Below are 26463 nucleotides of genomic sequence, written 5' to 3' on the forward strand. Positions count from 1 at the left end.
TTAAATTATGAATCTTATCGCCCTGCATATAAGGGCGCTGCGCCAAAAAATCACCCGCTGCTTGCGATAAATTTCACAAAAGATTGCATTTATGGTCGCACAGCTACTACAAACCGGCGATCAGCTAAATATCAACGGATAGAAAAGGGAGCATCAGCATGGCCGATATGATTGACGCCCCCGAACTGGAAGACGCAGCTCCACCCAGCCATGACGAAGAAAACCGCCTGACCGACGAATTTGTCCGTCTGGTGTCCGAAGCTGTCGAAGACGGCGACACCAATCTGGCGCAAGAGCTGGTCAACCCGCTGCATACTGCCGATATTGCCGACCTGTTCGAGTTGATCGACGATGACGAACGCGCCCCGCTGGCCAGCGCGTTGGGTGATCTGGTTAGCGCGGATGTCTTGTCCGAAATGAACGAGCATGTGCGCGAAGAACTGATTGATGTTCTCGATCCCGGCCAGATTGCCGATCTTACCGAACAGCTTGAAACTGACGACGCTGTTTCAATTATCGAGGATCTGAGAAAAGATGAACAGCTAGCCGTTCTTGCCGAGCTGGAGCCGGAAGATCGCGCAGCTATCGAAAGCGCGCTAACCTATCCGGAGGAAACCGCCGGGCGGATCATGCAGCGTGATCTTGTTGCGGTGCCCGAACATATGAATGTCGGGCAATTGATCGACTATTTGCGCGTGCATGATGATCTGACCACCGAATTCTGGGAAGTCTATGTCGTCGACCCCTCGCACAAGCCGGTGGGCACATGCCAGCTAAGCTGGATATTACGCGTCCCGCGCGATATTGCGGTTGCCGACATCATGAAACGGGAACAGACATTGATCCCGGTCGATATGGATCAGGAAGAGGTCGCGCTCCGTTTCCAGAAATATAATCTGATCTCTGCTGCTGTAGTCAACGAAGATGGCCGGTTAATCGGTATGATTACAGTGGATGATATTCTGCACATTATCGAAAATGAAGCCAGCGAGGACGTCTTGCTGATGTCCGGTGCGGGTGAAGGCGATATTAACGAACCGATCAGCGACAGTTACCGGGCGCGGGTTCGCTGGCTGATCGCCAATCTGGGCACAGCGATTGTTGTTAGTGCGGTCATCTCGATATTTGGCGCAGCGATTGAACAGATGGTGGCGCTGGCAATATTAATGCCGATAGTCGCGTCGATTGGCGGAAATGCAGGTACGCAAACCATGGCTGTTTCGGTCCGCGCATTGGCCATGAACGAATTGACCCGCTCCAACACCCGGCGGATTATCGGGCGGGAGTTCCGCGTCGCCTTGCTGAACGGCGGAACGATCGCCGCGCTGGTAGGCATTGGCACGGGCCTTGTTTTTGGTAATCCGATGCTGGGCGGGGTGATTGCCTCTGCCATGCTTATCAATATTGTCGTCGCCGGATTTGCCGGAATAATGGTTCCGGTCACGCTCGAGCGCATCAAACAGGACCCCGCCCTTGCCTCTTCGGTATTTGTGACAATGATAACCGATACGATAGGTTTTCTCGCGTTTCTTGGGTTGGCGGTTGTTAGCGGGCTTGTGTCGATTTAGGTGTTTTTTTAGACCTCAAACGCCGGGCGGGCGCATCCGCGCCCTTGGCTTTCCTCGCATAAGCTCGGGCGCGCGGTCGCGCTTGCCTCCGCTTCGCGTCGGGGGTGGCGGACTGTAGGTGTGTGTTTAGAGTTGAAGAGTTTTTTTATTTTACCTCAAACGCCGGGCGGGCGCATCCGCGCCCTTGGCTTTCCTCGCATAAGCTCGGGCGCGCGGTCGCGCTTGCCGACGCGGTGCGTCGGATTGGCGCTGCTTCGAAATGGCGCACCAGAGCGCAACCTAAATAACGTGCACCAGTCCGAGCGCAGCGAGGCAAGGCCGACCGGCCGCCGCGCCTTATGGCGCGTAGCCAAGCGGGCGGATGCCCGCGCCCGGCGTTTGAGGTAAAATAAAGAATTCCGCGCCCGGCGTTTGAGGTCTAAAAACACCCGGCGCTTGAGGTCTTAAAAAATCCTCTATCGCTTCCCGGCCGTCCGTTTCCCGTAAACCGCTGCAAAACTTTCCATATCCATATAAATGCGTTCCCGCGCGCTATCACCGATCATTTCACAGGTTAAAGCATCAAAGCCGGGACGGTTGCCGACCGCTGCATGTCGCAGCATATTAAGCAATAATATCTCGTCCGGCATGGTATGTGGACAACAGGCCCTGCCTATTTTCACGGACTCCGGCCAAGCACCGCCAATGGTCTCGACCAGAACCAGAAACCTACTGACTGCCAGATCGCTGCCCAGCCGCTCACGCAAAAAGGGCCGCGCATCCCGATAGGCTTTCTGGCTCATCACCGCGACGCGCAGGCCAATGATAATATGTGCTTCTGCGCTTGCCAGTGACATTAAATCCGGCATTGGTGTCAGCAATTTCTGAAAATTAGTTGACCAAACACCCATATATTTCTCCTCTGATTCCCCATGTTCCCCGGCCTTATTATTGATATTGATAATGATTTGCAATAATATATTTCAAACAGGGGTCGGAGCCTTTTGCGATAATGTGCGTTGGTAGAGGGAAAGCGGTTCACGCTGATGCAAAAAAGGAGATCATATGCAAATTCCAAGTGAAGCACTTGTCCTGATAGCCGATGGCGAAAAAGCGCTATTTCTGCGTAATGAGGGAGACGAAAAATATCCCAATCTGCAAGTTGAAAAAAAGCGCACTCAGGATAATCCCCCCACCCGTGAGCAAGCCGCCAACCGGCGTGGCAGAATGTTCGACGGCACAGGCCATAAAAGCGCCGTAGATGATACAGACTGGCACGAACTCGCCAAGGACCGTTTTGCCGCTGATCTGTCTGAACGGCTTTACCAGCGAGCCCATGACGGCGACTTTAACGATCTGATCATCGTGGCTACACCCAACACGCTGGGCGAATTGAGACAGCATCTTCATAGCGAAGTGGCCGATAAGCTGCGCGGTGAAGTCGACAAGAACTGGACGAACCATCCGCTCGACGAAGTTGAAAGTCTGTTACAAAAACAATAGATTTTACAAATATGGTCCGCGGTTCCACCGTTTCACAGGTGCGGATGCTTGACTAATCCGGTCGCGGGCCACAGATTAAGGCCATGCCCCTGAACATGACCAAGATTGCCTTTCGCAGCGAAAGCCCTGCATCTTTGCGGGCGTGGCTGGAATCGCACAAAGACGCAGGTGAAGCACGGCTGACCACGCGCTATCTACCCAAACGGCACAAGGAAATGGTCGGCGGTTCATTATACTGGATTCACGCAAAAACAATTGTCGGGCGTAGTCCGCTCATCGGCTTTATGGACAATGGTGAAGGACGTCAATGGATACGGTTGGAGCCGAAACTGATAGCGGTTCAGGCCATTCCCCGCCGCGCGCACCAAGGGTGGCGCTATCTGGAAGAACAGGACGCGCCCGCTGATCTGGGCGAGGGCGCGGAGGGCGCGGAACAAATGCCCGCCGAGATGCTGGGCGAATTATCTAAATTGGGTCTGGTTTAAGTTTAACCACCTTGCTCGTTTATCCAATATTTGAGCAGATCATGGGCAATCGCAAATGGCGGCGGCGCAATGAACAGGGCGTCCGGCTCCCCGTTCATCGCGGCTATCACCTCGTCCAGTGAAAACCATGCTGCTTCCTCGACCTCTTCCTCGTCAAGAGTGAGGGTCGGATCATCTGTTTCACTGGTGCACGCCATCATAAGCGATGACGGGAAAGGCCACGGCTGGCTGGCAACATAACGGACGTTGCGAACCTTGATGCCTGCCTCCTCCCATAGTTCGCGCGCAACCCCGCCTTCGATGCTTTCACCCGGCTCGATAAAACCGGCCAGCGCCGAAAACCTTTTGGGGGGAAAGCGTGGCTGCCGACCGAGTAATATTTTACCCTGACATTCTGCCAGCATGATGGCTACCGGATCAGTGCGGGGAAAATGCTCGGCCCCGCATCCCCCTTCCTCGCGCACACAGCTTCTTGACCAGCCGCCTTTGCGTGACACGGTTATCTGCCCGCAATTTGAACAATATCCATGCCGGGCATGCCAATCGACCAGACTGCGCGCCGTGGCATATATCCCCGCTTGATCCGGCGATAGCATAGATAGCGATTGCCAAAGCCGCGGATCGGGAATTGATGTCGCACTGCCTGCGCCGCTTAATTCGGCAAAACAAGGCGTATCTCCATCCATGCCAAGCAACAGCAAATCATTGTCCGGAGATGCTTCATAAAGCGGTCCCCACGCCAAATCGCCCATCTCATCCAGGACCGGGTTAAGGCCATCGAGTTTTAACAAACGCGCACTAGGCCGCATCATCGCTTCCTTCAGCCGCACCGGGTCGACCCGCACCTGATCCGCGCGGTCCAAAGTGCCGCCCGCAAAAGCCGGAATAATAGCAGTGAGGTCATTGGTCATGATCGGACTGAAAGTCATTATTTGTTCCCATATTCTTGTTATTTGCCGTTAGCACTGAGCCTGTCGAAGTGCGGCTATAGTCTTGGGGCGTCCTTCGACAGGCTCAGGACTAACGGTGTTTTCCTACAACCCTTCCCCTCCAGGAGTAACTATGTTTCAGGGGCTGGTCTTGCCGCCCCCTATTGCTTTGTTCTGCATCATATCCGCATAGACATATTTGGGGAAATCTGCCTGAAACGGATAGCTGCTTGCTGGCATATATTGCGTATAGCCGCCCGCGCGAAATCCATTTGCGGTATCAACAAAAGCCGCCGTCCCTGCTGCGCCGCCCCAGCCATAGGTGCCCGCGGGGCTTGCCTTTGTGCCGATGCCGACACGACCACCTGCACCAAAACCATGATTTGCAATCCAGCTGCCTGACAGATTAACGCTCTCTGGCAACAGGTTAGACATGCCCTTTTTCGCTGTTTCCGGCTGCATGATTGCTGTGCCCCGATATGTCCCGAAACCCAGCAACATGGCAAGAAAGCGGTCATAATCCGCAGCCGAGCCGACCAGTCCCGCACCACCAAAGGCAAAGGCGGGTTTATCCAGATAAATGCTGTTTTCCGCCGGATCTATCGGGATCAATGCGCCGTTGAAGGGGATATAATTGTCGGTAAAATCTTTTACCCGGTCGACGGGCAAGCGAAAGAACATATCTTTCATACCCAGCGGATCAAACATGCGCTTTTGCAAAAATTCATCCAGCGGCTGCCCCGAAACCACTTCGACGACATAGCCCAACAGGTCGATGCTGACCGAATAGCTCCATTTCGTGCCGGGTTCATAAACCAGCGGGAGCGACGCGAGATTCTTTGAGAATGTCGCAATATCGGGTGTCGCCAAGCCGGATTCAAAACCGGGAATCGGGGTTCTGCTGACCACGCCGGGGGTAATGCCTTTGGCGAAATAGGCCGCTTGAATCGGTCCCTTGCTGATGATCGAATAGCCAAGCCCCGCCGTGTGGGTTAGCAAATGGCGGATAGTGATCTGTGTCCGGGCTGGCACCGTGTCATCAATTGGCCCTTCGGGATCTTGCAGCACGCGCATATCGGCAAATTCGGGCAATATGTCCGCAAGCGGCTGGTCCAGTTTTAACAGACCGTCCTCGATCAGCATCATCACCGCCATGCCCGTCACCGGCTTTGTCTGTGAATAAAGACGCCACAAACTGTCTATGTCCACTGGCCGGTCACCGCCCAGTTTTTGCGTTCCCGCAGCAATAACCATGGGGTCGGACTGGTCACGGCCAATAGCGGCCAGCATCCCGGCGACTTTCTTTTGCGCGACATAATCATTTATAATCTTGGTCAGAACCGGAAACCGTGTAGCGGGCCGGAGCAACGTTCTGGCAAATGCAGTGCCTGGAGCGCCGGCGAGTAAAGCGCTCCCCCCGATTACGCCCAGCACAGAACGGCGGCTAAATACCGGAAGAGCGATTTTGTCCGCTCTATTATCATTTCCCATTATCAATCCTTCCGTTTGCCCTGCCCTAAAATCCGGTTCACCGCTTTTAGATACAGCGTAGGCAGACCCGCATCCTCTATCGTATCAATCGGCCACCAGATCGGTTTCCTTGAACCCAATCCGGCCCCATGATTATCCCAAGTCTTATTTATATTTTTGTCACTGTGATAAACTGCCACATCAACCTCAAGCGAAAAATGCGTAAAACTATGTTGCACGAGATTTTCGCGAAGCTGCCAACCACCCGTAAGGGGCGGCTGACCATGTCCGTCTTTGCCCGCTGCCCAGTCATCATCCGGCAAAGCGCGCATCGACCCCAGCATTCCGGTCGGCGGGCGCGTCACCAGCAATAATTTTCCATCTTGCTCGATCCAGAAAAACCGCCCTTTGCGTATAGGCTTTGCCTTTTTGGGCGGCTTTACAGGATGTAGTTCCGGATTACCGCGGGCGTGCGCTACGCAATGGATCTGTACCGGGCATAGGCTGCATTTAGGCGATTTCGCGGTGCAGATGCCCGCGCCAATATCCATACAGGCCTGCGCGAAATCACCGACTTTATTCGCCTTGCCTTCTGCGTCGGGGGTCAACGCATCCATAGCTATGCGAATGTCTTTTTTGCCGCCGGGCAACGGTGTATCAATGGCAAATAACCGCGCAACCAGTCGCTCGATATTGGCATCGACAACGATTGCCCGCGCGCCAAAAGCAATCGCCGCAATCGCCGCTGCCGTATAAGCCCCGACACCCGGAAGTTTCAGTAAATCCGCCTCTGTTGCAGGAAAGGCGCCATCCAGTTCACTGACGATATAACGCGCGCATTTATGCAGATTTCGTGCCCGCGCATAATAGCCAAGCCCTGCCCAAGCCGCTAGCACATCCGCTTCATCTGCTGCTGCCAGATCCGCGATTGTGGGCCAGTGCCGGATAAATTTCACGAAATAGGCGACTACTGCCGCAACGGTTGTTTGTTGCAACATCACCTCGGACAACCAGACATAATAGGGATCGGGCAATATGCCGTCCGCTGACTGATGTGGCATGATGCGCCAAGGCAATTCACGCGCGTTATCCACATAATGTGCACTGATTTTGGCGGTGATATTGCGCGTTTCACCGGAAATTTTATCGACGCCCATAGGGTGTCTATGCCATGGTAAATCCCTATGGCGAAGGAAAATAGTCCCGAAGGCACAAAGCCAAAGCGCAAAAGCGCAGGACGGGCGGCTACACGACCCACTGGACGAACCACGAACAGCCGCAAATTCCATAAATATCAGCGCCCCCGTGGCGGTGAAGCGCGCAGCATATCTGATCTTATGCCAGAAATCGGCCGGGCGGCCTTTCGCCGCTACGGCTTCATTCAAAGTTCGGTGGTCAGCCGCTGGCCGGAAATTGTCGGTGAACGCTATGCCGGTGTTTCGCTGCCCGAATCAATCCGTTTTCCGCGCGGCGAGAAAGAGGGCGGCACTTTGAATTTGCTGGTTTCAGGCGCTCATGCGACCTTGATGCAGCATATTACGCCGGAAATTATTGAGCGCGTGAACCGCTTTTTCGGCTATGGCGCGATCAGTCAGGTGCGGTTCAAACACGGAACTATAAATCCGCCCGAAGATACCGGAAAACCGGAGAAAAGGCGTAATAATCCACGGGTAGCACCGCCTCCTTCGCTGAAACCTGCGCCCATAGAATTGGGCGATAGCCTGCGCGATATTGGTGATCCGGAACTGAACAGGGTATTGGAATCTCTCGCAACGGCTATTGCCAAGTCGGAAGGCGCTCCGCAAATAGAGGAACCGCAACCGATAACCATCATGGGGAAAATCGGAGGCGGCCAGAAACGGAAGCCGAAAACGAAAAAGGATCAGGAATGAAGTTCTCCAGCGTTTATCTTGCTTTAGCAGTAGGAACAGTGGCTTTGTCCGCACCTGCCAGTGCCCAAAACACCGACTGGACCCAGCGGGTCACACTGTCGGACAAGGGCGGGCATATGTTGGGCAACCCCCTCGCCAAGCACCGGCTTACCGAATATATGAGCTATACATGCAACCATTGCGCGAATTTTGAAGCCGAATCAAACGAACCGCTTAAATCCGGCTTTGTCAGCAAAGGCCATATCAGCTTTGAAGTGCGTAATCTGATCCTGAACCCGATTGACCTGACGGCGGCAATGCTGGCGCGCTGCGGCGGGCGGACCAGGTTTTTTGGTAATCACAAGGCACTACTGGCCTCGCAGCAAGGCTGGATGAAAACCTTTCAATCATCCTCCAAACAAGTCATGGAATCATTAAACGAAGGCACGGTGCCCGAACGGTTGAAAAAAATTGCCAAAGCCGCCGATTTTTACGGCCTGATGAAAAAACGCGGATATTCGGCGAAGCAGGTCGATGTCTGCCTGACCGACAAAGAAGCGCAAGACGCCATTTTGGGCATGACCAAATATGCCACCGGAACATTGAAGTTAACCGGCACGCCTAGTTTCACCCTGAACGACAAAACAATTGCTGATGTTCATGGCTGGCCGCAATTACGGCCCGTATTGGCGTCATTACCAAAGTAAACTTACTAATAGATCGAAATAGCAGGAAAATATCCATGTCCAAATCACTATATTTCACACCTATAGCACTGGCTTTGGCGCTCGGTGCATGTAGCGGTAATGCGGAAACCGAAGAAGGTGCGACATCCGGCGCAACCGTTGAAAATATTGCCGCGCCCGATGGCCAGAAATGGTCCGCTACCGTCGAACAAACCGAAGAAGGCGGCTATGTCATGGGCAACCCGGATGCGCCGATCAAGCTGGTCGAATATATGTCGATCACTTGCTCTCACTGTGCGACTTTTGGCGAAGAAGCGTTTAACGCAATCCGTGATGACTATGTTGATTCCGGCCGCGTCAGTTTTGAAATCCGCAATTTCGTGCGCGATCCACTTGACCTGACAGCTGCTATCCTGTCGCGTTGCGGCGGCGAAGGCCCGTTTTTTGCGCTTACCAAACAGGCGCTGGGTAATCAGGAAGCAATGTTTGAAAAAGCCCAGAGCATGGGCGAGGCAACCTATAACAGCATATTACAATCGAAGCCGGATGTGCGCTTTATCAAACTGGCCGAGCAACTCGATTTGATCAGCCTTTTTCAACAGCTTGGCATTTCCGAAGATCAAGCCAAAACCTGCCTGAGCGACCAGGCCACCGCAGAAAAATTAATGGCCGCCACGCAAACAGCCATTGAAACTCATGATATTCAGGGCACACCGACGTTTCTGATCAATGGCAAAAAAATTGAAGGCACAAATTGGCCGATGGTTGAAAGCGGCCTGAAAGAAGCAGGCGCCCGGTAAGCGCGCCCTTTTTGGCCAGAGATTACAAGCGGAACATTAAGAGCGGGGATTTTACAGCGGGGAGGACGTGGGATATTGTATAGATTGATTGTCAACTACGACGCTCCACGAACCCGTTTCGGGCGACTGCCGCGAACAGCAGGTTGCTCCTTGTGCAAATAACCAGGCTCAAATTATCCGGCTTCAAAAGCTTTGTCGATCCAACAGAGCTTCGTATTGAAAAAGGGCTGACCGGCGTGGTCGGCCCCAATGGCTGCGGCAAATCCAACCTGTTGGAAGCCATTCGCTGGGTCATGGGCGAAAGCTCTGCCAAATCCATGCGCGGCGGCGGTATGGAAGATGTGATTTTCGCCGGAACACAGAACCGCGCCGAACGGCAATTTGCCGAAGTCGCCCTGCACGCCGAGCGGGAGGCTGGTGACATCTCTTCGCTTCATGCCGGGGATAATGACAGCGAGCTGGAAATTGTCCGGCGGATTGAACGCGGCGCCGGTTCTGCATATCGTGCCAATGGCGTTGATGTGCGGGCCAAGGATGTCGCACTGATCTTTGCTGATGCTGCAACTGGCGCGCATAGTCCCGCACTGGTCAGTCAGGGAAAAATCAGCAATGTCATTTCATCAAAACCGACCGACCGGCGTGAAATGCTGGAGGAGGCAGCGGGCATTTCGGGGCTGCATGTCCGGCGCAAGGATGCCGAACAGAAATTACGCGCAGCGGAAAAAAACCTCGCGCGGCTGGATGATATTCTTGGCGACATGGAACAACGCATCGCAAGTTTGCGGCGTCAGGCCAAGCAGGCGGAGCGATACCGCAAGCTCAGCGATCAGATTACGAGCGCCGAAGCCCGGCTGATTTTTGCCCGCTGGAAAGAAGCGGCCGCAGCAGCAGATGCCGCCAAAGCCGAAGCCGAAATGGCAGAAGCGAAAGTTGTCGCGGCGCAAAATGACCAGCAGTCGGCGGTTAAAGCGCAGAATGAAAGCGCCCACACATTGGGCATATTGCGCGCCGACCTGACCCGTGCGCGTGAAGAGGCCAGCGACTCCAGTCACCGGTTGTTGTCGTTGACCAATGAACGCGACAATCTGAAATCCCGGTTGCTGGACCTGCAAACACAGGCACAGCGGATACAGGATGACAACGCGCGCGAAGATCAATTAACCCGCGATGCAATGGACGCTCTGTCACGGCTGGAAACAGATGCAAAGCGTCTGTCTGCCCAATTACGGGAACTGGAAACAGAGCGCCCTGAACTGGAAAAGCAGGCCGACAAGGCCGAACGCCTTGCAAGCGATAGCGAAGTGGAACTTGCCAAGGCAGTTGCTGAAGAAGCGCGGATACAGGCAGAGATAAAAGTTGCAAACGCGGCGCTGGAAGCAGCCGGGACACGCTATGACCGCTTAGCTGCCGAGCTGGAACGGCTGGCACAGGAACGCGCGGAAATGGGCGACGAAGAAGAGCTGAAAGCCGCGTTAGCCGATGCTATAGCCACGCGCGACGCGGCCCGGCAACTAGCCGATAAGAGCAAAGCGCAAATCGCCGCGATTGAGGAAAAACGCCTGAGTGCCAGCGAAGCGCGCGATCACGCAGAGTCCGCTCTCGCCACGTTAAAAGCCGAACGCGCTGGTCTGAAATCCGAACATAGCGCGCTGGAACGCGAATTATCCAAGAGCGAAAGCGATCACAAAGCCATAGATCAGGTCAAGGCCGCACCCGGATATGAGCGCGCGTTGGCGGCGGCGCTGGGGGATGATTTGCTGGCATCTGTGGGCGAAGATGGCGACCGTTTCTGGGGCGGTGGACAAACGGGAACTGACACGGTTGGCCCAGCGCCCGATGGCACAGAGGCTTTGCTTGATTTTGTCGTGGCACCATCCCAATTGCATTATCGCCTGTCACAGATTTTCGTCGCGGATGATGACAGGAACCAACCTCTGGCAATCGGACAGCGGCTCGTCACCAAATCCGGAGCTTTGCGCCGCTGGGACGGTTTTGTCGCACGCGATGACGGGAATGCCAGCGCCCAGCGACTGGTCCGCGCCAATCGGCTGACGGAATTGACCGCCTTACTGGAGCCAGCAGAAACAAAAGTCGCTGAAGCAGAAACAGCCCTAAGCAAACAGCAAGACGCCATTGCCATCGCAGAACAGCAGCTTTCGGACGCCCGAAACGCCCGGCGCGAAGCCGAGGACAGGCTCCGCCAAGCCCTGCGCGAAACCGATCAGGCAGAAGAAGCCTTAGATTGGTTGAAAAAACGCACGGCCAGCCTGGCCGAACGGGAAACGGCGCTCAAAAATGAGGCTGCCGCGGCGCAAGCAGAACTGGATATGGCGCAAAAGGAACGCGACAAACAGCCCGATGGCGCAGCGCAGGAAAGCGCACGTACGTTGCTGCAGGAACGACGCGATATAGCGCGGCAACAAGTTATGTCGGCGCAAGCGGCATTGTCCGGTTTAGACCAAAAACTGGCACAGGTCAGAGAACAAAAAGCCGTGGCCGCCGCGCAGATTAAATCATGGCAGGACCGCTCAAGCGAAGCCGCCACCCGCATGGCGGAAATGGGTAAACGCAGCGCAGCGATTGAAGCCGAGCTTGAAAAAATCGCTGATCGCCCACGCGTTATCGACGTGGAAATAGCCAGGCTTCAGGAGCAACAAGAGGCGCTCAATAGCGTGGTCGCGGAAAAAGATGCTGCCCAGCAAGCCGCTGAACTGGCGCAACGCGATCATGAAGAGCGGTTAAATGCTACCAGCGAAACATTAAGCCAGGCCCGCGAAGCGCGCGCCGGGGCGAAGGCAAGGGCCGAGAATCAGGATTTGCGTAGGGTGGAAATGAGCCGGATTTCCGGCGAGAAATTTGAATGTCCTCCGCAATTGCTATCCCAAAAATGCGGATTTGATGAAGATACAGTTGGTGAGGCCGGGGCAGAGTCGGCGGAACTGGAGCGGCTGACGCTAAGCCGCGAACGGATTGGGCCGGTTAATTTGGTCGCAGCAGATGAACTGGCAGAGCTGGAAGCCGAATGGGAAAGATCGACCAGCGAAAGCAGCGACCTGAACGAAGCGATCAACCAGCTACGCGGGTCAATCGGCAGTCTTAACCGCGAGGGTCGGCAACGGCTTCTCGCCGCTTTTGAAGAAGTCGACCAGCATTTCCAGCGGCTGTTCAGCACCTTGTTCGATGGCGGTCAGGCACATCTGGAACTGGTCGATAGCGATGACCCTTTGCAAGCCGGTCTGGAAATCATGGCGCAGCCACCGGGCAAAAAGCTGACCTCGCTGACGCTATTATCCGGCGGCGAACAGGCGCTTACCGCCGTCGCGCTTATTTTTGGTCTGTTCCTGACCAATCCGGCGCCTATTTGTGTTCTTGATGAGGTGGACGCGCCGCTCGATGATGCCAATATCGAGCGTTTCTGCGACTTGCTCGACAGGATGGTGGCAGAAACCAATACCCGCTATCTCATCGTTACCCATAATGCCGTGACGATGAGCCGGATGCACCGGCTGTTCGGCGTAACGATGATTGAGCGCGGTATTTCGCAATTGGTATCGGTGGACCTGAATGCCGCGGAAGAGTTGTTGGCGGCGGAGTAGGACTGCGGGTGCTATATAGATGAGATCCCTCCCAAAGATTATGCCCGATTTAAACGGTACAGTATAAATACAAACTTCACACCGTTAGTCCTGAGCTTGTCGAAGGACGTTTCTCAATCAAAGCGAAGTCGATGGCCTTTTACACATATATCCTGCAATGTTCCGACGACTCGTTTTATACTGGCTATACCGATAATCTAGAGCAGCGCATTACTCAGCATCAAAGTGGGTATTATACCGGTTACACGTATAAACGCCGACCACTCACCTTAGTCTGGTCAGACAATTTTCCCACGCGCAACGAAGCTTTGGAGGCAGAGAAACAGATTAAAGGTTGGTCAAAAGCCAAGAAACGGGCGCTGATAAATGGCGATTGGGAATTGTTATCGCATTTGGCAAAGAACCGCACCGATAGGCGATAAGCGCCCTTCGACAGGCTCAGGGCTAACGAATTGGGTTCCCTCACAAACTCGGGTTTACCAGCACCTTCTCACCAGTCGCCTTTTTCTCATATGCTTTGGCGATTTCGGGGTCGATCATGTCCATTAGTGAAATCTCGCTGGAATATTCGCTGTGGAATATGCCATTGCGTTCTTCGACAGCGTATTTCCGCATTTCCATCATCCGTTCGCCACCCACTTTTTCCAGATGCGGGGTCAGCAGCCAGCCGCCCACGCCCCAATAGAGGCCAAGTCCCCCACCCAAAATGGTTTCGCCGGTATCAAGGCGGCCATAGATATAGACCTGTTTGTTGACGGTCGAGCCATAGACGCTGAACTCCGCCCCGCGCTTGGCTGCGGCCTGTTCCATGGCAGTAAGGATATAGCTGGCCATCTTGCCGCCACCAATCGCATCAAAGCCCAATGTTGCGCCGGTTTCCGCCAGTGCATCGACAAGCTTTGGCATGAAATCATCCTTGGTGCTGTCAAGCACATGGGTCACGCCCAGATCGGTCAGGATCTTCTTTTGCGCGTCCGAGCGCACGATCGCTACCAGCGGTATATTGTCCTTCACGCACAGCTTTGCGAGCATTTGGCCCAGGTTGGAGGCTGCGGCTGTATGCACGAGGCCTTCATGCCCTTCGGCCCGCATGGTGTTGATAAAACCTTGCGCTGTCATTGGATTGACGAACAGGGACGCCCCTTCCTTTGCCGGAGCGCCTTCGGGAAGCGGGACACACATTCCGGCGGGCATCACCCGGTGGGTGCGATACATTTCTCCGCCGACGATCGTCACGGTTTTGCCAAGCAGCGCCTGCGCTGCGTCGCTGCCCCCAGCCGCGACCACTTTGCCCGCACCTTCGTTACCGGCGGCCATTTTCTTGCCCTTGCGTCCGGCAAAAACGCGCATCATCGCGGGATCGACATCAGCGACCAGCGCAGGGTTCCCGTCAACAGTCTCGGACCGCACCGTGTCCATCTGGGCCGGGCTGAGCAATAAGCCAAGGTCGGATGGATTGATCGGCACGGCTTCCATTTGCACGATGACCTGATGATCCTCCGGTTCAGGCACATCATAAGGTTCAACCGAGAGAATAAGCTTTCCGTCATCGGTGACAGTGGAAAAAAGTTGCTTTGCGTCAGAAATACCGTGGCTCATCAAATTATCCTCTCTTATGGTTTTTTAGAAACTTTTCGCAGCGCTTAACGCGCCAAGGCGTTCGGTAATCTCGAAAAATTCAGCTACCGTTTCGTCAATTATCTGTTTGGCAGTTTTTACCTCGTCAATCAAACCGGATGATTGTCCGGCAAGGCCAACCGCCGCCTCCATGTCACCGCCGAAATAGACGTCCAATATACGTTTGAACGTGTCCGGCGGCATCAATCCGTCTTCATATATTTTTGCCGTGCGTTCGGTTTTCAAGGCGCGGATACAAGGCGTCGATTTTTTGTTCAGGATATGGGTGCCGGTTTCCTTGGCATCCAATATGGCCTGCTTGTAATTTTGATGCACCGGGCTTTCGGCACTCGAAACAAAGCGCGTACCCATCTGGATCGCTTCTGCGCCTAAAGCAAAAGCCGCGGCCATACCTTTGCCATCAGCTATCCCGCCAGCAGCAACCATCGGCACGTCGGTTTGACGGCGGATGGCTTGCAACAGGACCAATGTTGACACTTCTTCGGGATTTTTGAAACCGCCGCCTTCTGCCCCTTCGACCACCAGACCGTCGATGCCCGCATCGACAGATTTCATCGCGGCCTCAACCGTAGGAACGGCATGATAAACGGTTATTCCGGCTTCTTTCAATGGGCCGATAAACTTGGCCGGACTACCCGCCGATGTCGTCACGAACTTCACCCCTGAACCACAGATATGATCCAGAATCGCCGGGTCTTTCAAGAACATGATCGGCAGGTTCACACCAAAGGGTGCATCGGTCAGGTCGCTCATCTTGGCGATTTCCGCCATGCAATTTTCCGTTTCGCCCGACGATGTTTCGATAATGCCAAGACCGCCAGCGTTACAGACCGCCGAAGCAAGCTGCGAACGGGCAATCCAGCCCATCGGAGCCTGAACAATCGGATATTTCGCGCCAGTATGTTCTAGAAAGCGATTCATTTTTCTTCTTCTCCCGTTTCAAGCATCCTTTATCCCATGGGATAAAGGATCTCCTTGGTCACCGTATCAACGGCCTTCATCACATCATCACTCAACACCAAATCCGCGGCGGCGAATATATCGGCCAGTTGGTCTGTATGGGTTGCGCCGACAATGGTGGACGCGACAAATTTATGCTGCTTTGACCATGCGGTGGCCAACGTCACCGGCGCGATATCGGCGTCTTTTGCAATGGCCATAAAGCGTTTAGTCGAGGCTTCGGTTTTTTCATTGATGAACCGCTTCGCCATGTCTGATTGTCGCCCTGTCATTTTTAGATAGGCCGAAAAGCGCGCACCCTCTGGCACGGCGCCGTCATTATATTTACCGGACAAGACTCCGCCGGCCAAAGGTGAATAGGGCAGCAAGCTGACATCCTCATGCCTGCATACCTGCGCCAGTTCATCCTCGAACCGGCGGTTGTTCATGCTAAAATTATTCTGGATCGTGCAATAGCGTGCAACTCCCAAACGGTCGGAAGCCTCCAACGATTTCATCAGACCCCAGCTTGTTTCGTTGGAACAGCCGATCGCACGGATTTTGCCTTTACGCATTTCCTCGTCCAGCACTTCCATGGTTTCGTCATAGGCGGTGCCATGGTCGGGCCAGTGGGTCTGATAAAGATCGATATAATCCGTGCCGAGCCGTTTCAGGCTGTTATCCAGCGCCCTGACAATATTATGCCGGTCAAGCGCCGTCATGCCCGCACGCTGCGCCGATGCAATCCAGCCATGGCTGGGGCCGGACACTTTGGTAGCAATGATAAGGCTATCGCGGTCCTTATTCTTCATCCAGCGACCAAGAATATTCTCTGTCTCACCCGCCCATTCCGGTTTGGGCGGGACCGGATAATTTTCCGCTGTGTCAAAAAAATTAATGCCCGCATCCAGCGACATGTCCAATATTTTGCGGGACATTGCTTCATCGGCCATGCTGCCAAAGGTCATTGTCCCCATGCAAATATCAGACACATAAATAGGACTTCGGCCAAGGCGGCGATGCTTCATATAGATACTCCGGAAGATGCTCAGGATTTAATTATATGATTAAGGATGCCAGAATCTGAATAGGTTTCAAGAGGCAATGTAATTTTTACAATGAAAGGTGCGTTTATCCCGCTTGCCCCAGAACCAGACATGCCAGAAACATCAGCAATCCGGCAAAACGGTTGGACCGGAATTTGGCAAGCGCATCCTCTCCGTCGCTGATTTTGAGCGTCCCGACCTGCCACAACAAGTGAAGCGCAAACGGAATTAGAGCGACCAGACCCAAGAGCTGCGGACGCATGATCCAGAAAGCGCCAACCCAACCGGCCAATGCCAACCCGTAAAATATGAGCACCCCGAAGCGCACATTCTCACCCAGCCGAAGCGCACTGGACCGTATACCGACCAGCGCGTCATCCTCCCGGTCCTGAAGCGCATAAATAGTATCAAAGCCAATGACCCAAAATATCGATCCGCCATAGAGCAACAGCATCGCGGGCGTAAATTGCGGTGCTATGGCTAGCCAGCCGACCAGCGCCCCCCATGAAAACACCATGCCAAGCCATGCCTGAGGCCACCATGTGATCCGCTTCATAAACGGATAAGCGGCAACCAGCGCCAAACTACCCAGCGCCACCAGCTTGGCCGTCATCGTGAGTTGCAACCACACGACAAGCCCGATCAGACAGAGCAATCCCAACCACATCCAAGCCGCTTTCACCGACACGGCCCCGCTGGCCAGCGGTCTGGACCGCGTGCGCTCCACTTGCTTGTCAAGATCCCGGTCCACAATGTCATTATAGACACAGCCTGCACCGCGCATCGCGATTGAACCCAGCAATAGCCACAGTAACAAATCCCATCGCGCCACCGCTCCGCCTGCCAGCGCCACGCCCCACGCACAGGGCCAGAATAGCAGCCACCAACCAATCGGCCTGTCAAATCGGGCAAGCAGTGCATATGGGCGGGCGGCGGTAGGCAACAAGCCGGTCAGGCCATGATATTCTGCGTCAGGGACATTTTCTGGTCGAGTTTGCATGGCCCGCTTTTAGAACAGCAAATGAAATTCGTCAGTTTTTATTTACCTCAAGCGCCGGGCGGGCGCATCCGCGCCCTGGGCTCTCCTCGCATAAGCTCGGACGCGCGGTCGCGCTTGCCTCCGCTTCGCGTCGGGGGGTGGAGGACTTTGGGTGTGGGTGGGTTTGGAGGAGTTTTTATTTTACCTCAAGCGCCGGGCGGGCGCATCCGCGCCCTTGGCTTTCCTCGCATAAGCTCGGGCGCGCGGTCGCGCTTGCCTCCGCTTCGCGTCGGTTCAGCGCTCTCTCGAAATGGCGTACCAAGGCGCTTCCTCGAGATGGTACACCAGTCCGAGCGCAGCGAGGCAAGGCCGACTGGCCGCCGCGCCTTATGGCGCGTAGCCAAGCGGGCGGATGCCCGCGCCCGGCGCCTGAGGTCTAATAAAAATCACCCGCGCCCGGCGCTTGAGGTCTTATAAAGAATATGCAAATAAACCTGCATGCCCGCCACGCCAGCCTATCCCCCACGCAGCGCCCCGCGCCTTTATCTGGACGCCCGTCTTGATGAGAGCACGGAAATCCGGTTGGAGGGCAGCGCAGCGCATTATCTTTTGAAAGTCATGCGGATCAAGGAGGGGCAGCCGGTTAAGCTATTCGATAACCGCACCGGCGAATATCTGTGCCATGTTACCATGCTTGGCAAACGGGATTTAATCCTGCTGATCGACGGAAAGACCAGAGAGCTTGAGGATGTTCCCGATCTGTGGCTGCTCGCCGCCCCGATCAAAAAGGACCGCTATCACTGGGTTGCGGAAAAAGCCACGGAACTGGGCGTTGCCAAAATGGTCCCTGTGCAAACGGAGCGCACGCAAAATAATCCTGTCAAACCGGATAAATTGCGCGCCCATATGATTGAAGCCGCTGAACAATGCGAACGCACTGCGCTGCCGGAGCTGGACCCGCTGATCAAGCTAGAGACTTTGCTGGAAAACTGGCCCGCTGACCGCCATTTGTTTTTCGCGGATGAGCGTATCCATGAAAGCGGAGAAGGCAGCTTTCGCAAGGCGCTGGTCGCCCATGATGGTCCGGCAGCAATTCTGATCGGGCCGGAAGGCGGATTTTCCGATAGCGAAAACGCGGCTATCCGGGCCATGCCCCAATCTGTGTCCGTATCGCTCGGCCCGCGAATTTTGCGTGCTGATACCGCTGCGGTTGCGGCAATCAGCCTGTGGATGGCTGGCCGGGGCGACTGGAGCTGACTGGCGATATAGGCCGTTTGACGTTCTAAGTTCACTAAGTTCACACCAATGAAGCTTTATTTTCCGTCGATTCCTGTTTTTTGCGCAGGATTTTCCAACATTTGTTCTGCTATCGGCCGCCAACAGGAAATAGGGCGCGTGGGTTAAATATGCTTGCTGAGAAAGAGCCGCGATGTGCGTATCATGAGCATAGCATTGTAGGACAGCGGTTTTTAATCCACCCGTCATTCCCGCGCAGGCGGGAATCCAGCTATCTAAACCTTGCAGAAGTAAAGCTGGATTCCCGCCTTCGCGGGAATGACGAAGTTATAGAAGACCCTCAAGCTCCGCGCTTCAAGCGCACCAGCATCTCGTCTAAAGAGGACAGAAACCGCGACCGGTCATTCTTGCTGAAAGGCGGCGGCCCGCCGATATTTTCGCTACCCATGCCGGCCCGCAAATCGGCCATAATTGCCCGCGTAGCCACTGCCGCGCCAATAGAGTCGGCGGTAAACGGCTTGCCATTGGGTGCCAGCACCTTTGCCCCCGCTTTGATGCAGCGATCCGCCAGTAAAATATCCGCGGTGATGATGACACAGCCAGCCCCGGCCCGCTCGGCAATATAATCATCAGCAGCGTCAAAGCCGTCGCTGACAACCACACGGCTGACCAGTGGATGGACTGGCACACGGAAATAGCTGTTGCTCACGACAATAACCGGGATTTCATGCCGATAGGCCACCCGGTAAATTTCATCCTTTACCGGGCAGGCATCGGCATCAACATAAATCTGAATCGCTTTAGTCATAGGGCGGATCAGTCGCTTTTAGGTCCCCGCTGACCTTCAAAGGGCCGTTTGCCGCAATGGGGCTTTTTGTTCTTGCCGCCAGCCCCGCCTTTTGGACCAGATTTGCGGTCGCCTTTGAAACCGGCTTTTTTCTTGAAACCATCGCCAAACTCACGTTTGCCGCCTGCTTCACTACGGCCTTCATTGGCGCCCTCGCGGTCAGCCGATGGCTTGCGCTTAACATAAGGCTTTCCGCCATCTTCAGACTTTTTGCCATAAGGCTTCTTGCCGCCGAAGTCCCGGCCTCCCGGTTTGCCGCCGGATTTGCGATCTCCGAATTTCTTGGCACCATATTTCTTGCCGCCAAATTTCTTGCTGGCGTTACTGTAATCGCGCCCCTCACCACCTGCATTATCGCGGCGTCCGCTTTTGCGATTGCGCTTTGCTTCATCGCGCGGCTTGCCTTCAAACCGGGTGATCGTGATGTCATCGGTATCATCGCCACCGGCTTCGCGTTTTTCGGCAATGGCTGCGGTAAATTTATCCACCACGCGGCGCGGTATTTCAAATAAGGTGTCATCGCCATTGATGCGGATCGCACCAATTTCATTCTTGGTAATATGACCACGGCGGCATAACACGGGCAAAATCCAGCGGGCATCGGCGCGCTGGTTATGCCCGACATCCATTTTGAACCAGACCGTATCTTCAAAACCGGGGCGTGGCCCACCGGCAGCGGGCTTTGACTGTGCGCCACGGTCCAGCATCTGTTCTGGCGCAGGCATTTTCGCGCGATGCGATTGCACCAGCATCGCCGCAATTTCCTCTGGCGTTTTTTCGGCCATCAAGCGCTTTGCGAGTTCCATGTCATCGTCATCAATCTCGACCGGCTGAAGCAAGGTTTCAATTAGCCGCTCGGCATCATTTTTGCGGATGTCGGCCCGAGTCGGTGCATCTTTCCATTCCGCATTGATTTTTGCTCCGCGCAACATGGACTCAACCCGTTTGCGGCGTTGATAGGGCACGATGATAACCGCTGTCCCTTTTTTACCTGCCCGGCCCGTCCGTCCGGAACGGTGCTTTAATGTCTCTGCATCACGGGGGATCTCAACATGGATGACCAGGCTGAGCGTTGGCAGATCAAGCCCGCGTGCGGCCACATCGGTTGCCACACAAACGCGCGCGCGCTTGCTACGCAATGCCTGCATTGCCTGATTACGCTCGCTTTGGGTATGCTCGCCCGACAGGGCTACCGCGCTGAACCCGCGATCGACCAGACTGGCGTGCAGACGGCGCACGGCTTCGCGCGTGCCGCAAAACAGCATTGCCGATTCCGCTTCATGGAAACGCAACAGATTGACCACCGCATTTTCGGTATCCGCTGGCGCAACCGTAATCGCCTGATAGGCAATGTCACCATGCCCGCGATCTTCGCCAACAGTAGAAATACGCAGCGCGTCATTCTGGTAGCGTTTGGCAAGATTGATAATCGGCTTTGGTATGGTCGCGGAAAATAACAACGTCCGGCGATCTTCGCTCGTTGCATCGAGTATTTCTTCCAGATCCTCGCGAAAGCCCATATCGAGCATTTCATCGGCTTCATCAAGCACCGCCACGCGCAATTTGCTAAGGTCCAGCGCGCCGCGTTCCAGATGGTCGCGCAAACGGCCCGGTGTGCCGACGATTACATGGGCGCCGCGGCGCAATGTCCGGCGCTCTTTCGACGCATCCATGCCGCCGACACAGGTTGCAATATGCGCGCCCGCCGGTTGATAAAGCCATGTCAGTTCACGGCTGACCTGCAAGGCCAGTTCGCGAGTGGGAGCAATAACCAAAGCCAAAGGTTCTACCAGAAACGGGAAGCGTCCATTGTCGTCCAACAATTCCGGCCCCATCGCCAGACCGAAAGCCACCGTCTTTCCCGAGCCGGTTTGCGCCGATACAATAAGGTCGCGGCCAGCGGCCTCCGGTTCCAGCACAGCGGCCTGTACGGCTGTGGGTTTGTCATATTCATGTTGGGTAAGCGCTTCGGCAAGAAGCGGGGGTAATGTGGTAAAAGGCATGAGAATCCGTTCCGTGGCAAAATTTTAAAGCCGCGTGGAAATGCCAATTGCCCGCGGTCTGTGATAATATATCGTTTATCTATAGAGTTTGCGCGGCGGCCCAACCGCTAGCCCAAGCCCATTGAAAGTTATAGCCACCGAGCCATCCGGTAACATCAACCGCTTCGCCAATAGCATATAAACCCGGCATTTGCCTAGCTTCCATATTTTTGGACGAGAGTTCCGCTGTGCTTATCCCGCCTGCGGTGACTTCTGCCTTGGCATAGCCCTCGGTGCCATTGGGCATGAAGCGCCAAGCGGACAGGCGTTGCGCTGCTTCTGCCAGTTTGCGATCAGCCAGATTGCCCAGCTCCCCAGATAGCGCGATCCGGTCAAGAAGCGTCTCAGACAGGCGGGTGGGCAGACGTTCGCTTATCGCCTTGTTGAGCGAGATTCGCGGCTGCTCACGCTTCAATTTGGTCAACCAGTCGGGTTTGTAATCCGGTAAAAAATTGATGCTGACAGGCTCCCCGTGGCGCCAATAGGATGATATTTGCAATATCGCCGGACCTGACAGACCTTTGTGCGTAAACAAAGCCGCTTCCCGAAACGCTGTCTTGCCAGAGCTAGCAATTACCGGCGCAGATACACCTGATAACGAGCGGAACAGGGTTTCCTCCCCGCCAAGAGTGAGCGGGACAAGCGCCGGGCGCGGCTCGACCACCTTCAAACCGAATTGACGGGCAATATCATAAGCAAAACCGGTTGCGCCCATTTTGGGAATAGATGGTCCGCCCGTTGCAATCACCAGTGACGGGGCGGACGCGCGGTTGCCCCCAAATTCGACATGATAATTTGCATCGCTATGGCTGATAGCCGTGATCGAGCGACCCAAAGACAGGGTCACGGCATCATCGGGACATTCATCCAACAGCATCGCGACAATCTGTTTTGCCGATCCGTCACAAAAAAGCTGGCCCAATGTTTTTTCGTGCCACGCAATGCCATGCCGGTTGACCAACGCGATAAAATCTTGCGCCGTATAGCGGCTGAGCGCGGATTTGGCGAAATGCTTGTTAGCAGAAATATATCTGTCCGGTGCGGTGTTGATATTGGTAAAATTACAGCGCCCGCCTCCCGAAATCAGGATTTTCTTACCCGGTTCATCCGCATGGTCAATCAACAGCACCTTGCGTCCGCGCTGCGCAGCAATTGCCGCGCACATCAATCCCGCGCCGCCTGCGCCAAGGATGATGGCATCATATTGTGTGGGGGTGTTCGTCATGGTGAAGGGCTATCCCAAAGCTATAGGCATAAACTGAGGCTCATCATATCGCAGCACGTAGCGCCGGGATGCGACCCCATATTCGCTCGCACCGTCTTAATTGCATCCTGCCAGTCCCGAGATTTGCAGGTCGTATATCATCCGGGATAATTTCCCGCACCCATTAGCAGCTTCCCATGAAGGAACAATCAGTTTTCTTGGCGAAAATTGCCATATATGTCTGTGAGCTTTTTCTATCGGATGTGGCCTGCCTTGACCTATTGGGCACCCTCACCTTACAAATCATCCTACTTGGCAGATAAAAAGTCCCGCAACGGTATAGGTCTGCGAGGGACAGCTTTTGTTTCATCACTTGCGTGTGATTATTGCGTGTAACTTACTGGAGATGCAAATGCAGGCCATACTCATCGACTTGCTTCCCTTATTTGCTAACGGAAAATACGACGACTTACAGTCCCCTATGGCCGATATGCATCCGGCTGATCTGGCAGAGATACTGGAAGAACTTCCTCCCCTCCGGGCATGGAATATTCTGATTATGGCAAGCAGGGAACGACAGGCCAAAATATTCGGATATTTCGATCATGATTTCCAGACTGCGCTTGCAACCGTCACGCCGCGCGGCGAACTGGCGGCTATCGTCATGGAAATGGATGCCGATGATCGCGCCGACCTTTATAAAGAGCTTTCCGATGAACAGCGCGACGCGTTGATGCCTGCGCTGGCACAAGCGCAGCGCGAAGATATCCGCCAACTGGCCTCTTATGACGAAGGCACCGCCGGGGCGGTCATGACTTCGGGTTATGCCGCCCTGTCACTTGATCTCAGCGCGACTGACGCCCTGACCGTTTTGCGCCGCGAAGCACCGGGCAAAGAGACTATTTACCGTGCCTATGTCATTGATGCCGACCGAAAACTGCTTGGCTCGGTGCGGCTTAAAGACCTCATCATCGCACCGGCACGCGCATTGATATCGGACGTCATGGAGTATAACACCCATGCGATCAGGGCAGAAGATGATGTCGAAGAAGCCGCACGCCGGGTCGCATGGTATGATATGATCGCATTGCCGGTTGTTGATGAAGAGAACCGCCTTGTAGGCATTATCACGCATGATGACGCTCTGGATGTACTGGAAGCAGAGGCAACGGAAGATTTCCACCGGGTAGGCACGGTCACCAAACTCATTTCCAGCGTTGGTAACGCAACCATTCCGATGCTCTACCGCGCCCGTATTTCATGGTTGATGCTGCTGGTGTTCGGCAATATTTTTTCCGGAGCGGGCATTGCTTATTTTGAGGAAACAATTGCGGCCCATCTGGCGCTGATGTTTTTCTTGCCGATATTGATAGCTTCGGGAGGAAACGCAGGATCACAATCCGCCACCCTGATGATCCGCGCGCTGGCCACAGGGGATATCGGGATGTCCGACTGGAGCCGGGTGCTAGTCCGCGAACTTATCGTTGCGCTGCTCCTTGGGCTGAGCATGGCAGCGGCGATTGCGGTGATCGGCGTCTATCGGGGCGGCATAGAAATTGCGTTTGTTATTTCGGTCTCGATGATACTCATTGTCATTGTCGGCAGCCTCATCGGAATGTTACTCCCCTTCCTCCTCAGCCATTTCAAACTGGACCCTGCCACCGCGAGCACGCCGCTGGTGACATCCATCGCTGACGCAACAGGGGTTCTCATTTATTTCTCTATCGCATCACAGGTGCTATCAATGCCTTGAGGGGGCAATATCCGTTGCCAGCTTTGGGGCTATATAAGCATTACACCAAAGCTCTGTTACATGCCGTGCGGCTTGTCGCTATACATGCGATTGGAAACATCGCTCTTGCCGATCACGAATTACCGGACGGAACTGCTTCATGCTGAGAAGCGTTGCGCGCAAGGTTGTTAATACTGCATCCTTGTGATGTACTAACCGTATTCAACGGTTCGTTTACAGATGATTATTCAATCAGTTAACAGCGCTATTATTGTGAAGAAGATTTCTCATTAAGCGAGAGCAGTGCATTCTCGATTTTTTTGAGAAAATTCGACTGTACCTCACCTTGCATGCCTTCGTCTGATGCGCGCATAAGGGCTTCCTTATCATTACGCCATTCTTCTAGCATTTCGATTTTCTCATCATCGCTCAAACTATTATCGCTCATCAATTCCGACGGCGATTCATATTTTCCGGTGTAAGCCAAAAATATTCTCCTGCGTTTAATGCCTTAAAAGCACTCCACTGTTACATAGTCCAAGAATATATTATCTTAAAACGCTTAACCGGGCAATTATATTTGCAATGACTTGTTTCGTATTAGCCAGTTTATGAAAGGCGGTTTCAACCCATTAGCAAATTTGCGCTGCTAAATATTATGATCTTAATATATTGTTATTGATTATCTCCACAGGCTTACCATAATAATTGTAGTAGTACGTATCCAATCCCTCTAATTAAAAGGTGCGCTATGCCAGAGAAATATGTTTCAAAACTTGATGATAACACTATCGAACAGATGATCGATCTGCTCAATGCCCGTTTGGCAGGTGCTATCGATTTGGTGCTTGCCGTCAAGCAAGCACATTGGAACACAACCGGTAAAAATTTTATCGCCTTCCATGAATTGCTGGATGAAGTAGCAGATCGGCTGCGCGAAATTAGCGACGATATAGCCGAGCGTGCTGTCATATTGGGCGGCGTTGCCAAAGGAACGCTTCAAAATGTCAAGAGCGGAACCGCATTGGACGCATATCCCGACGGGATTTTGAAAACCGGAGATCATATCCGCGAACTGAAAGAGCGGTTGATGGCCTATGGCGGCGAACTTCGCGAGGCAATCAATACAGCGAGCGAAGCGGGTGACGAAGTCACTGCTGATCTTTTTACTTCAGCATGCGGTATAATCGACAAAGACGCTTGGTTTATCGGAGCAAATGCTGTCGACGATTAATCGCTATTAGCGTCTCGACATTTATCAGGCGTTCGCAAAATATGGAGTTACACAAATGAAACTTATCAATGGCACGGCTATGATCTTCGCAACGCTAGCTCTAGCTGCTTGCGGCACAAATACAGCCGATCAAACAGATGAAACAGTTCAAACAGAAGAAACCGCCCAACCAGAGACGGAAACCGTGACAAAAACGACCTATAAGTGTGAAGATGGCACAGTCGTTGAGGCCAGCTATCCTGATACTGACACCGCCACGGTTGTCATCGGAGACAAGACCGTTGAGATGACTACAGAAGTTTCGGCCAGTGGCGCACGCTATGTCGGAGATAGCTGGGAATGGTGGACCAAAGGTATGACCGAGGGCATGCTTGCTCCCCTTGCGGAAGGCGAAACAACAGCCTCGGCCAAAGGGGTTAATTGCACCGCTTCCTAAAGGCTTTTCTGTTACGCAATGCCCGGTCTATGCAAGCGGAAATTGACATAATGAAAGCTGGCTCTCTGGCTGCGCGTAACATGAAATAATAATTTCTCTGCTGCGGGGGGAATATTATGATGCGGCTTTATTGGCCTCATCAGGGTTTCTATATGCCCAATGAGCTGGCCCAAAAGGGTCTATGGGAGCATATAGGGAATAATATTCCTTTCGCCGCGGCCATTCTGCATAGTTGCGGCTTTG

The 26463-nt window shown here is 54.1% G+C and carries 25 protein-coding genes; 12 read left to right on the top strand and 13 right to left on the bottom strand.

Annotated elements, in window-relative coordinates; genetic code table 11:
- Positions 1-158 precede the first annotated feature (158 nt).
- The gene (gene mgtE, locus AB1K62_RS07365; protein WP_367002553.1) at positions 159-1568 is read left to right on the top strand and encodes a magnesium transporter; all 1410 of its coding nucleotides are present in this window, start codon (positions 159-161) and stop codon (positions 1566-1568) included.
- Positions 1569-1723: 155 nt separating this feature from the next.
- Here the strand turns inward: mgtE (AB1K62_RS07365) and AB1K62_RS07370 are convergent, their stop codons facing one another.
- A complete protein-coding gene (locus AB1K62_RS07370) occupies positions 1724-1921 on the bottom strand; it encodes a hypothetical protein (protein WP_367002555.1) in 198 nt (65 codons plus the stop codon).
- Between the two features lie 102 nt (positions 1922-2023).
- Positions 2024-2458, bottom strand: a complete 435-nt coding sequence (locus tag AB1K62_RS07375) for a hypothetical protein (protein ID WP_367002557.1) — start codon at positions 2456-2458, stop codon at positions 2024-2026.
- Between the two features lie 154 nt (positions 2459-2612).
- On the opposite strand from AB1K62_RS07375, the gene AB1K62_RS07380 reads away from it, so the two are divergent.
- Positions 2613-3050, top strand: coding sequence for a host attachment family protein (locus AB1K62_RS07380; protein ID WP_367002558.1), 438 nt, complete (start codon positions 2613-2615; stop codon positions 3048-3050).
- An 83-nt stretch (positions 3051-3133) separates the two neighbouring features.
- On the top strand, positions 3134-3535 hold the full coding sequence (locus AB1K62_RS07385) for a DUF1489 domain-containing protein (RefSeq protein WP_367002560.1): 402 nt from the start codon (positions 3134-3136) through the stop codon (positions 3533-3535).
- Between the two features lie 2 nt (positions 3536-3537).
- Here the strand turns inward: AB1K62_RS07385 and nudC are convergent, their stop codons facing one another.
- The 3 genes from nudC to AB1K62_RS07400 all read right to left on the bottom strand — a co-directional run bounded on the left by nudC (position 3538) and on the right by AB1K62_RS07400 (position 7091).
- Positions 3538-4464: an NAD(+) diphosphatase gene (nudC, locus tag AB1K62_RS07390; protein ID WP_367002561.1), complete on the bottom strand. Its 927-nt coding sequence runs from the start codon at positions 4462-4464 to the stop codon at positions 3538-3540.
- Between the two features lie 138 nt (positions 4465-4602).
- On the bottom strand, positions 4603-5955 hold the full coding sequence (locus tag AB1K62_RS07395; RefSeq protein ID WP_367002563.1) for a serine hydrolase domain-containing protein: 1353 nt from the start codon (positions 5953-5955) through the stop codon (positions 4603-4605).
- 2 nt (positions 5956-5957) lie between these two features.
- On the bottom strand, positions 5958-7091 hold the full coding sequence (locus AB1K62_RS07400; RefSeq protein WP_367002565.1) for an NUDIX domain-containing protein: 1134 nt from the start codon (positions 7089-7091) through the stop codon (positions 5958-5960).
- 27 nt (positions 7092-7118) lie between these two features.
- On the opposite strand from AB1K62_RS07400, the gene AB1K62_RS07405 reads away from it, so the two are divergent.
- From AB1K62_RS07405 to AB1K62_RS07425, 5 genes are all read left to right on the top strand, one after another.
- Positions 7119-7826 (top strand): DUF721 domain-containing protein, encoded by a 708-nt coding sequence (locus AB1K62_RS07405; protein ID WP_367002567.1) that lies wholly within the window; start codon positions 7119-7121, stop codon positions 7824-7826.
- Entirely contained in the window at positions 7823-8512 is a 690-nt protein-coding gene (locus tag AB1K62_RS07410) for a thioredoxin domain-containing protein (RefSeq protein ID WP_367002568.1), read from the top strand. The genes AB1K62_RS07405 and AB1K62_RS07410 overlap by 4 nt, the downstream gene beginning before the upstream one ends.
- A 35-nt stretch (positions 8513-8547) precedes the next feature.
- Positions 8548-9291: a thioredoxin domain-containing protein gene (locus tag AB1K62_RS07415; RefSeq protein ID WP_367002569.1), complete on the top strand. Its 744-nt coding sequence runs from the start codon at positions 8548-8550 to the stop codon at positions 9289-9291.
- A gap of 152 nt (positions 9292-9443) precedes the next feature.
- Positions 9444-12887 (top strand): chromosome segregation protein SMC, encoded by a 3444-nt coding sequence (smc, locus tag AB1K62_RS07420; protein ID WP_367002571.1) that lies wholly within the window; start codon positions 9444-9446, stop codon positions 12885-12887.
- 131 nt (positions 12888-13018) lie between these two features.
- Positions 13019-13309, top strand: coding sequence for a GIY-YIG nuclease family protein (locus AB1K62_RS07425; protein WP_367002573.1), 291 nt, complete (start codon positions 13019-13021; stop codon positions 13307-13309).
- A gap of 40 nt (positions 13310-13349) precedes the next feature.
- Here the strand turns inward: AB1K62_RS07425 and AB1K62_RS07430 are convergent, their stop codons facing one another.
- The 4 genes from AB1K62_RS07430 to ubiA all read right to left on the bottom strand — a co-directional run bounded on the left by AB1K62_RS07430 (position 13350) and on the right by ubiA (position 17510).
- Complete coding sequence (locus tag AB1K62_RS07430; RefSeq protein WP_367002575.1) at positions 13350-14486, bottom strand: NADH oxidase; 1137 nt, start codon at positions 14484-14486, stop codon at positions 13350-13352.
- 24 nt (positions 14487-14510) lie between these two features.
- The gene (locus tag AB1K62_RS07435; protein WP_367002577.1) at positions 14511-15446 is read right to left on the bottom strand and encodes a nitronate monooxygenase family protein; all 936 of its coding nucleotides are present in this window, start codon (positions 15444-15446) and stop codon (positions 14511-14513) included.
- Positions 15447-15475: 29 nt separating this feature from the next.
- Positions 15476-16492, bottom strand: a complete 1017-nt coding sequence (locus AB1K62_RS07440; protein WP_367002578.1) for an aldo/keto reductase — start codon at positions 16490-16492, stop codon at positions 15476-15478.
- 103 nt (positions 16493-16595) lie between these two features.
- Complete coding sequence (gene ubiA, locus AB1K62_RS07445; RefSeq protein ID WP_367002579.1) at positions 16596-17510, bottom strand: 4-hydroxybenzoate octaprenyltransferase; 915 nt, start codon at positions 17508-17510, stop codon at positions 16596-16598.
- 477 nt (positions 17511-17987) lie between these two features.
- On the opposite strand from ubiA, the gene AB1K62_RS07450 reads away from it, so the two are divergent.
- Positions 17988-18746, top strand: coding sequence for a 16S rRNA (uracil(1498)-N(3))-methyltransferase (locus AB1K62_RS07450; RefSeq protein ID WP_367002580.1), 759 nt, complete (start codon positions 17988-17990; stop codon positions 18744-18746).
- A 319-nt stretch (positions 18747-19065) separates the two neighbouring features.
- Here AB1K62_RS07450 and AB1K62_RS07455 read toward each other — a convergent pair whose 3' ends face one another.
- The 3 genes from AB1K62_RS07455 to AB1K62_RS07465 all read right to left on the bottom strand — a co-directional run bounded on the left by AB1K62_RS07455 (position 19066) and on the right by AB1K62_RS07465 (position 22839).
- A complete protein-coding gene (locus AB1K62_RS07455; RefSeq protein ID WP_367002806.1) occupies positions 19066-19521 on the bottom strand; it encodes a YaiI/YqxD family protein in 456 nt (151 codons plus the stop codon).
- Between the two features lie 20 nt (positions 19522-19541).
- Entirely contained in the window at positions 19542-21575 is a 2034-nt protein-coding gene (locus tag AB1K62_RS07460; RefSeq protein ID WP_367002582.1) for a DEAD/DEAH box helicase, read from the bottom strand.
- A gap of 79 nt (positions 21576-21654) precedes the next feature.
- Positions 21655-22839, bottom strand: coding sequence for an NAD(P)/FAD-dependent oxidoreductase (locus tag AB1K62_RS07465; protein ID WP_367002583.1), 1185 nt, complete (start codon positions 22837-22839; stop codon positions 21655-21657).
- A 391-nt stretch (positions 22840-23230) separates the two neighbouring features.
- Between AB1K62_RS07465 and mgtE (AB1K62_RS07470) the strand changes: the two genes are divergently transcribed.
- The gene (gene mgtE, locus AB1K62_RS07470) at positions 23231-24571 is read left to right on the top strand and encodes a magnesium transporter (protein WP_367002585.1); all 1341 of its coding nucleotides are present in this window, start codon (positions 23231-23233) and stop codon (positions 24569-24571) included.
- 247 nt (positions 24572-24818) lie between these two features.
- Here mgtE (AB1K62_RS07470) and AB1K62_RS07475 read toward each other — a convergent pair whose 3' ends face one another.
- Positions 24819-25037 (bottom strand): hypothetical protein, encoded by a 219-nt coding sequence (locus AB1K62_RS07475; protein WP_367002586.1) that lies wholly within the window; start codon positions 25035-25037, stop codon positions 24819-24821.
- Positions 25038-25301: 264 nt separating this feature from the next.
- Here AB1K62_RS07475 and dps point away from each other — a divergent pair, with 264 nt between their 5' ends.
- Positions 25302-25784, top strand: a complete 483-nt coding sequence (gene dps, locus AB1K62_RS07480; RefSeq protein WP_367002588.1) for a DNA starvation/stationary phase protection protein Dps — start codon at positions 25302-25304, stop codon at positions 25782-25784.
- 55 nt (positions 25785-25839) lie between these two features.
- On the top strand, positions 25840-26220 hold the full coding sequence (locus AB1K62_RS07485; RefSeq protein ID WP_367002590.1) for an MliC family protein: 381 nt from the start codon (positions 25840-25842) through the stop codon (positions 26218-26220).
- Positions 26221-26463: the final 243 nt, after the last annotated feature.

Source organism: Parasphingorhabdus sp. JC815 (assembly GCF_040717415.1).
GTDB lineage: Bacteria > Pseudomonadota > Alphaproteobacteria > Sphingomonadales > Sphingomonadaceae > Parasphingorhabdus.

Bases quoted from the DNA above. Each gene is read 5' to 3' on its own strand.
- AB1K62_RS07400 (WP_367002565.1), bottom strand. From the start codon at position 7,091: ATGGGCGTCGATAAAATTTCCGGTGAAACGCGCAATATCACCGCCAAA.
- AB1K62_RS07395 (WP_367002563.1), bottom strand. From the start codon at position 5,955: ATGGGAAATGATAATAGAGCGGACAAAATCGCTCTTCCGGTATTTAGC.
- AB1K62_RS07435 (WP_367002577.1), bottom strand. From the start codon at position 15,446: ATGAATCGCTTTCTAGAACATACTGGCGCGAAATATCCGATTGTTCAG.
- AB1K62_RS07405 (WP_367002567.1), top strand. From the start codon at position 7,119: ATGGCGAAGGAAAATAGTCCCGAAGGCACAAAGCCAAAGCGCAAAAGC.
- mgtE (WP_367002585.1), top strand. From the start codon at position 23,231: ATGCAGGCCATACTCATCGACTTGCTTCCCTTATTTGCTAACGGAAAA.
- nudC (WP_367002561.1), bottom strand. From the start codon at position 4,464: ATGACTTTCAGTCCGATCATGACCAATGACCTCACTGCTATTATTCCG.
- AB1K62_RS07415 (WP_367002569.1), top strand. From the start codon at position 8,548: ATGTCCAAATCACTATATTTCACACCTATAGCACTGGCTTTGGCGCTC.
- AB1K62_RS07385 (WP_367002560.1), top strand. From the start codon at position 3,134: ATGCCCCTGAACATGACCAAGATTGCCTTTCGCAGCGAAAGCCCTGCA.
- AB1K62_RS07430 (WP_367002575.1), bottom strand. From the start codon at position 14,486: ATGAGCCACGGTATTTCTGACGCAAAGCAACTTTTTTCCACTGTCACC.
- AB1K62_RS07485 (WP_367002590.1), top strand. From the start codon at position 25,840: ATGAAACTTATCAATGGCACGGCTATGATCTTCGCAACGCTAGCTCTA.
- AB1K62_RS07465 (WP_367002583.1), bottom strand. From the start codon at position 22,839: ATGACGAACACCCCCACACAATATGATGCCATCATCCTTGGCGCAGGC.
- AB1K62_RS07375 (WP_367002557.1), bottom strand. From the start codon at position 2,458: ATGGGTGTTTGGTCAACTAATTTTCAGAAATTGCTGACACCAATGCCG.
- AB1K62_RS07425 (WP_367002573.1), top strand. From the start codon at position 13,019: ATGGCCTTTTACACATATATCCTGCAATGTTCCGACGACTCGTTTTAT.
- AB1K62_RS07410 (WP_367002568.1), top strand. From the start codon at position 7,823: ATGAAGTTCTCCAGCGTTTATCTTGCTTTAGCAGTAGGAACAGTGGCT.
- dps (WP_367002588.1), top strand. From the start codon at position 25,302: ATGCCAGAGAAATATGTTTCAAAACTTGATGATAACACTATCGAACAG.
- mgtE (WP_367002553.1), top strand. From the start codon at position 159: ATGGCCGATATGATTGACGCCCCCGAACTGGAAGACGCAGCTCCACCC.
- AB1K62_RS07440 (WP_367002578.1), bottom strand. From the start codon at position 16,492: ATGAAGCATCGCCGCCTTGGCCGAAGTCCTATTTATGTGTCTGATATT.
- AB1K62_RS07450 (WP_367002580.1), top strand. From the start codon at position 17,988: ATGCCCGCCACGCCAGCCTATCCCCCACGCAGCGCCCCGCGCCTTTAT.
- ubiA (WP_367002579.1), bottom strand. From the start codon at position 17,510: ATGCAAACTCGACCAGAAAATGTCCCTGACGCAGAATATCATGGCCTG.
- AB1K62_RS07460 (WP_367002582.1), bottom strand. From the start codon at position 21,575: ATGCCTTTTACCACATTACCCCCGCTTCTTGCCGAAGCGCTTACCCAA.
- AB1K62_RS07380 (WP_367002558.1), top strand. From the start codon at position 2,613: ATGCAAATTCCAAGTGAAGCACTTGTCCTGATAGCCGATGGCGAAAAA.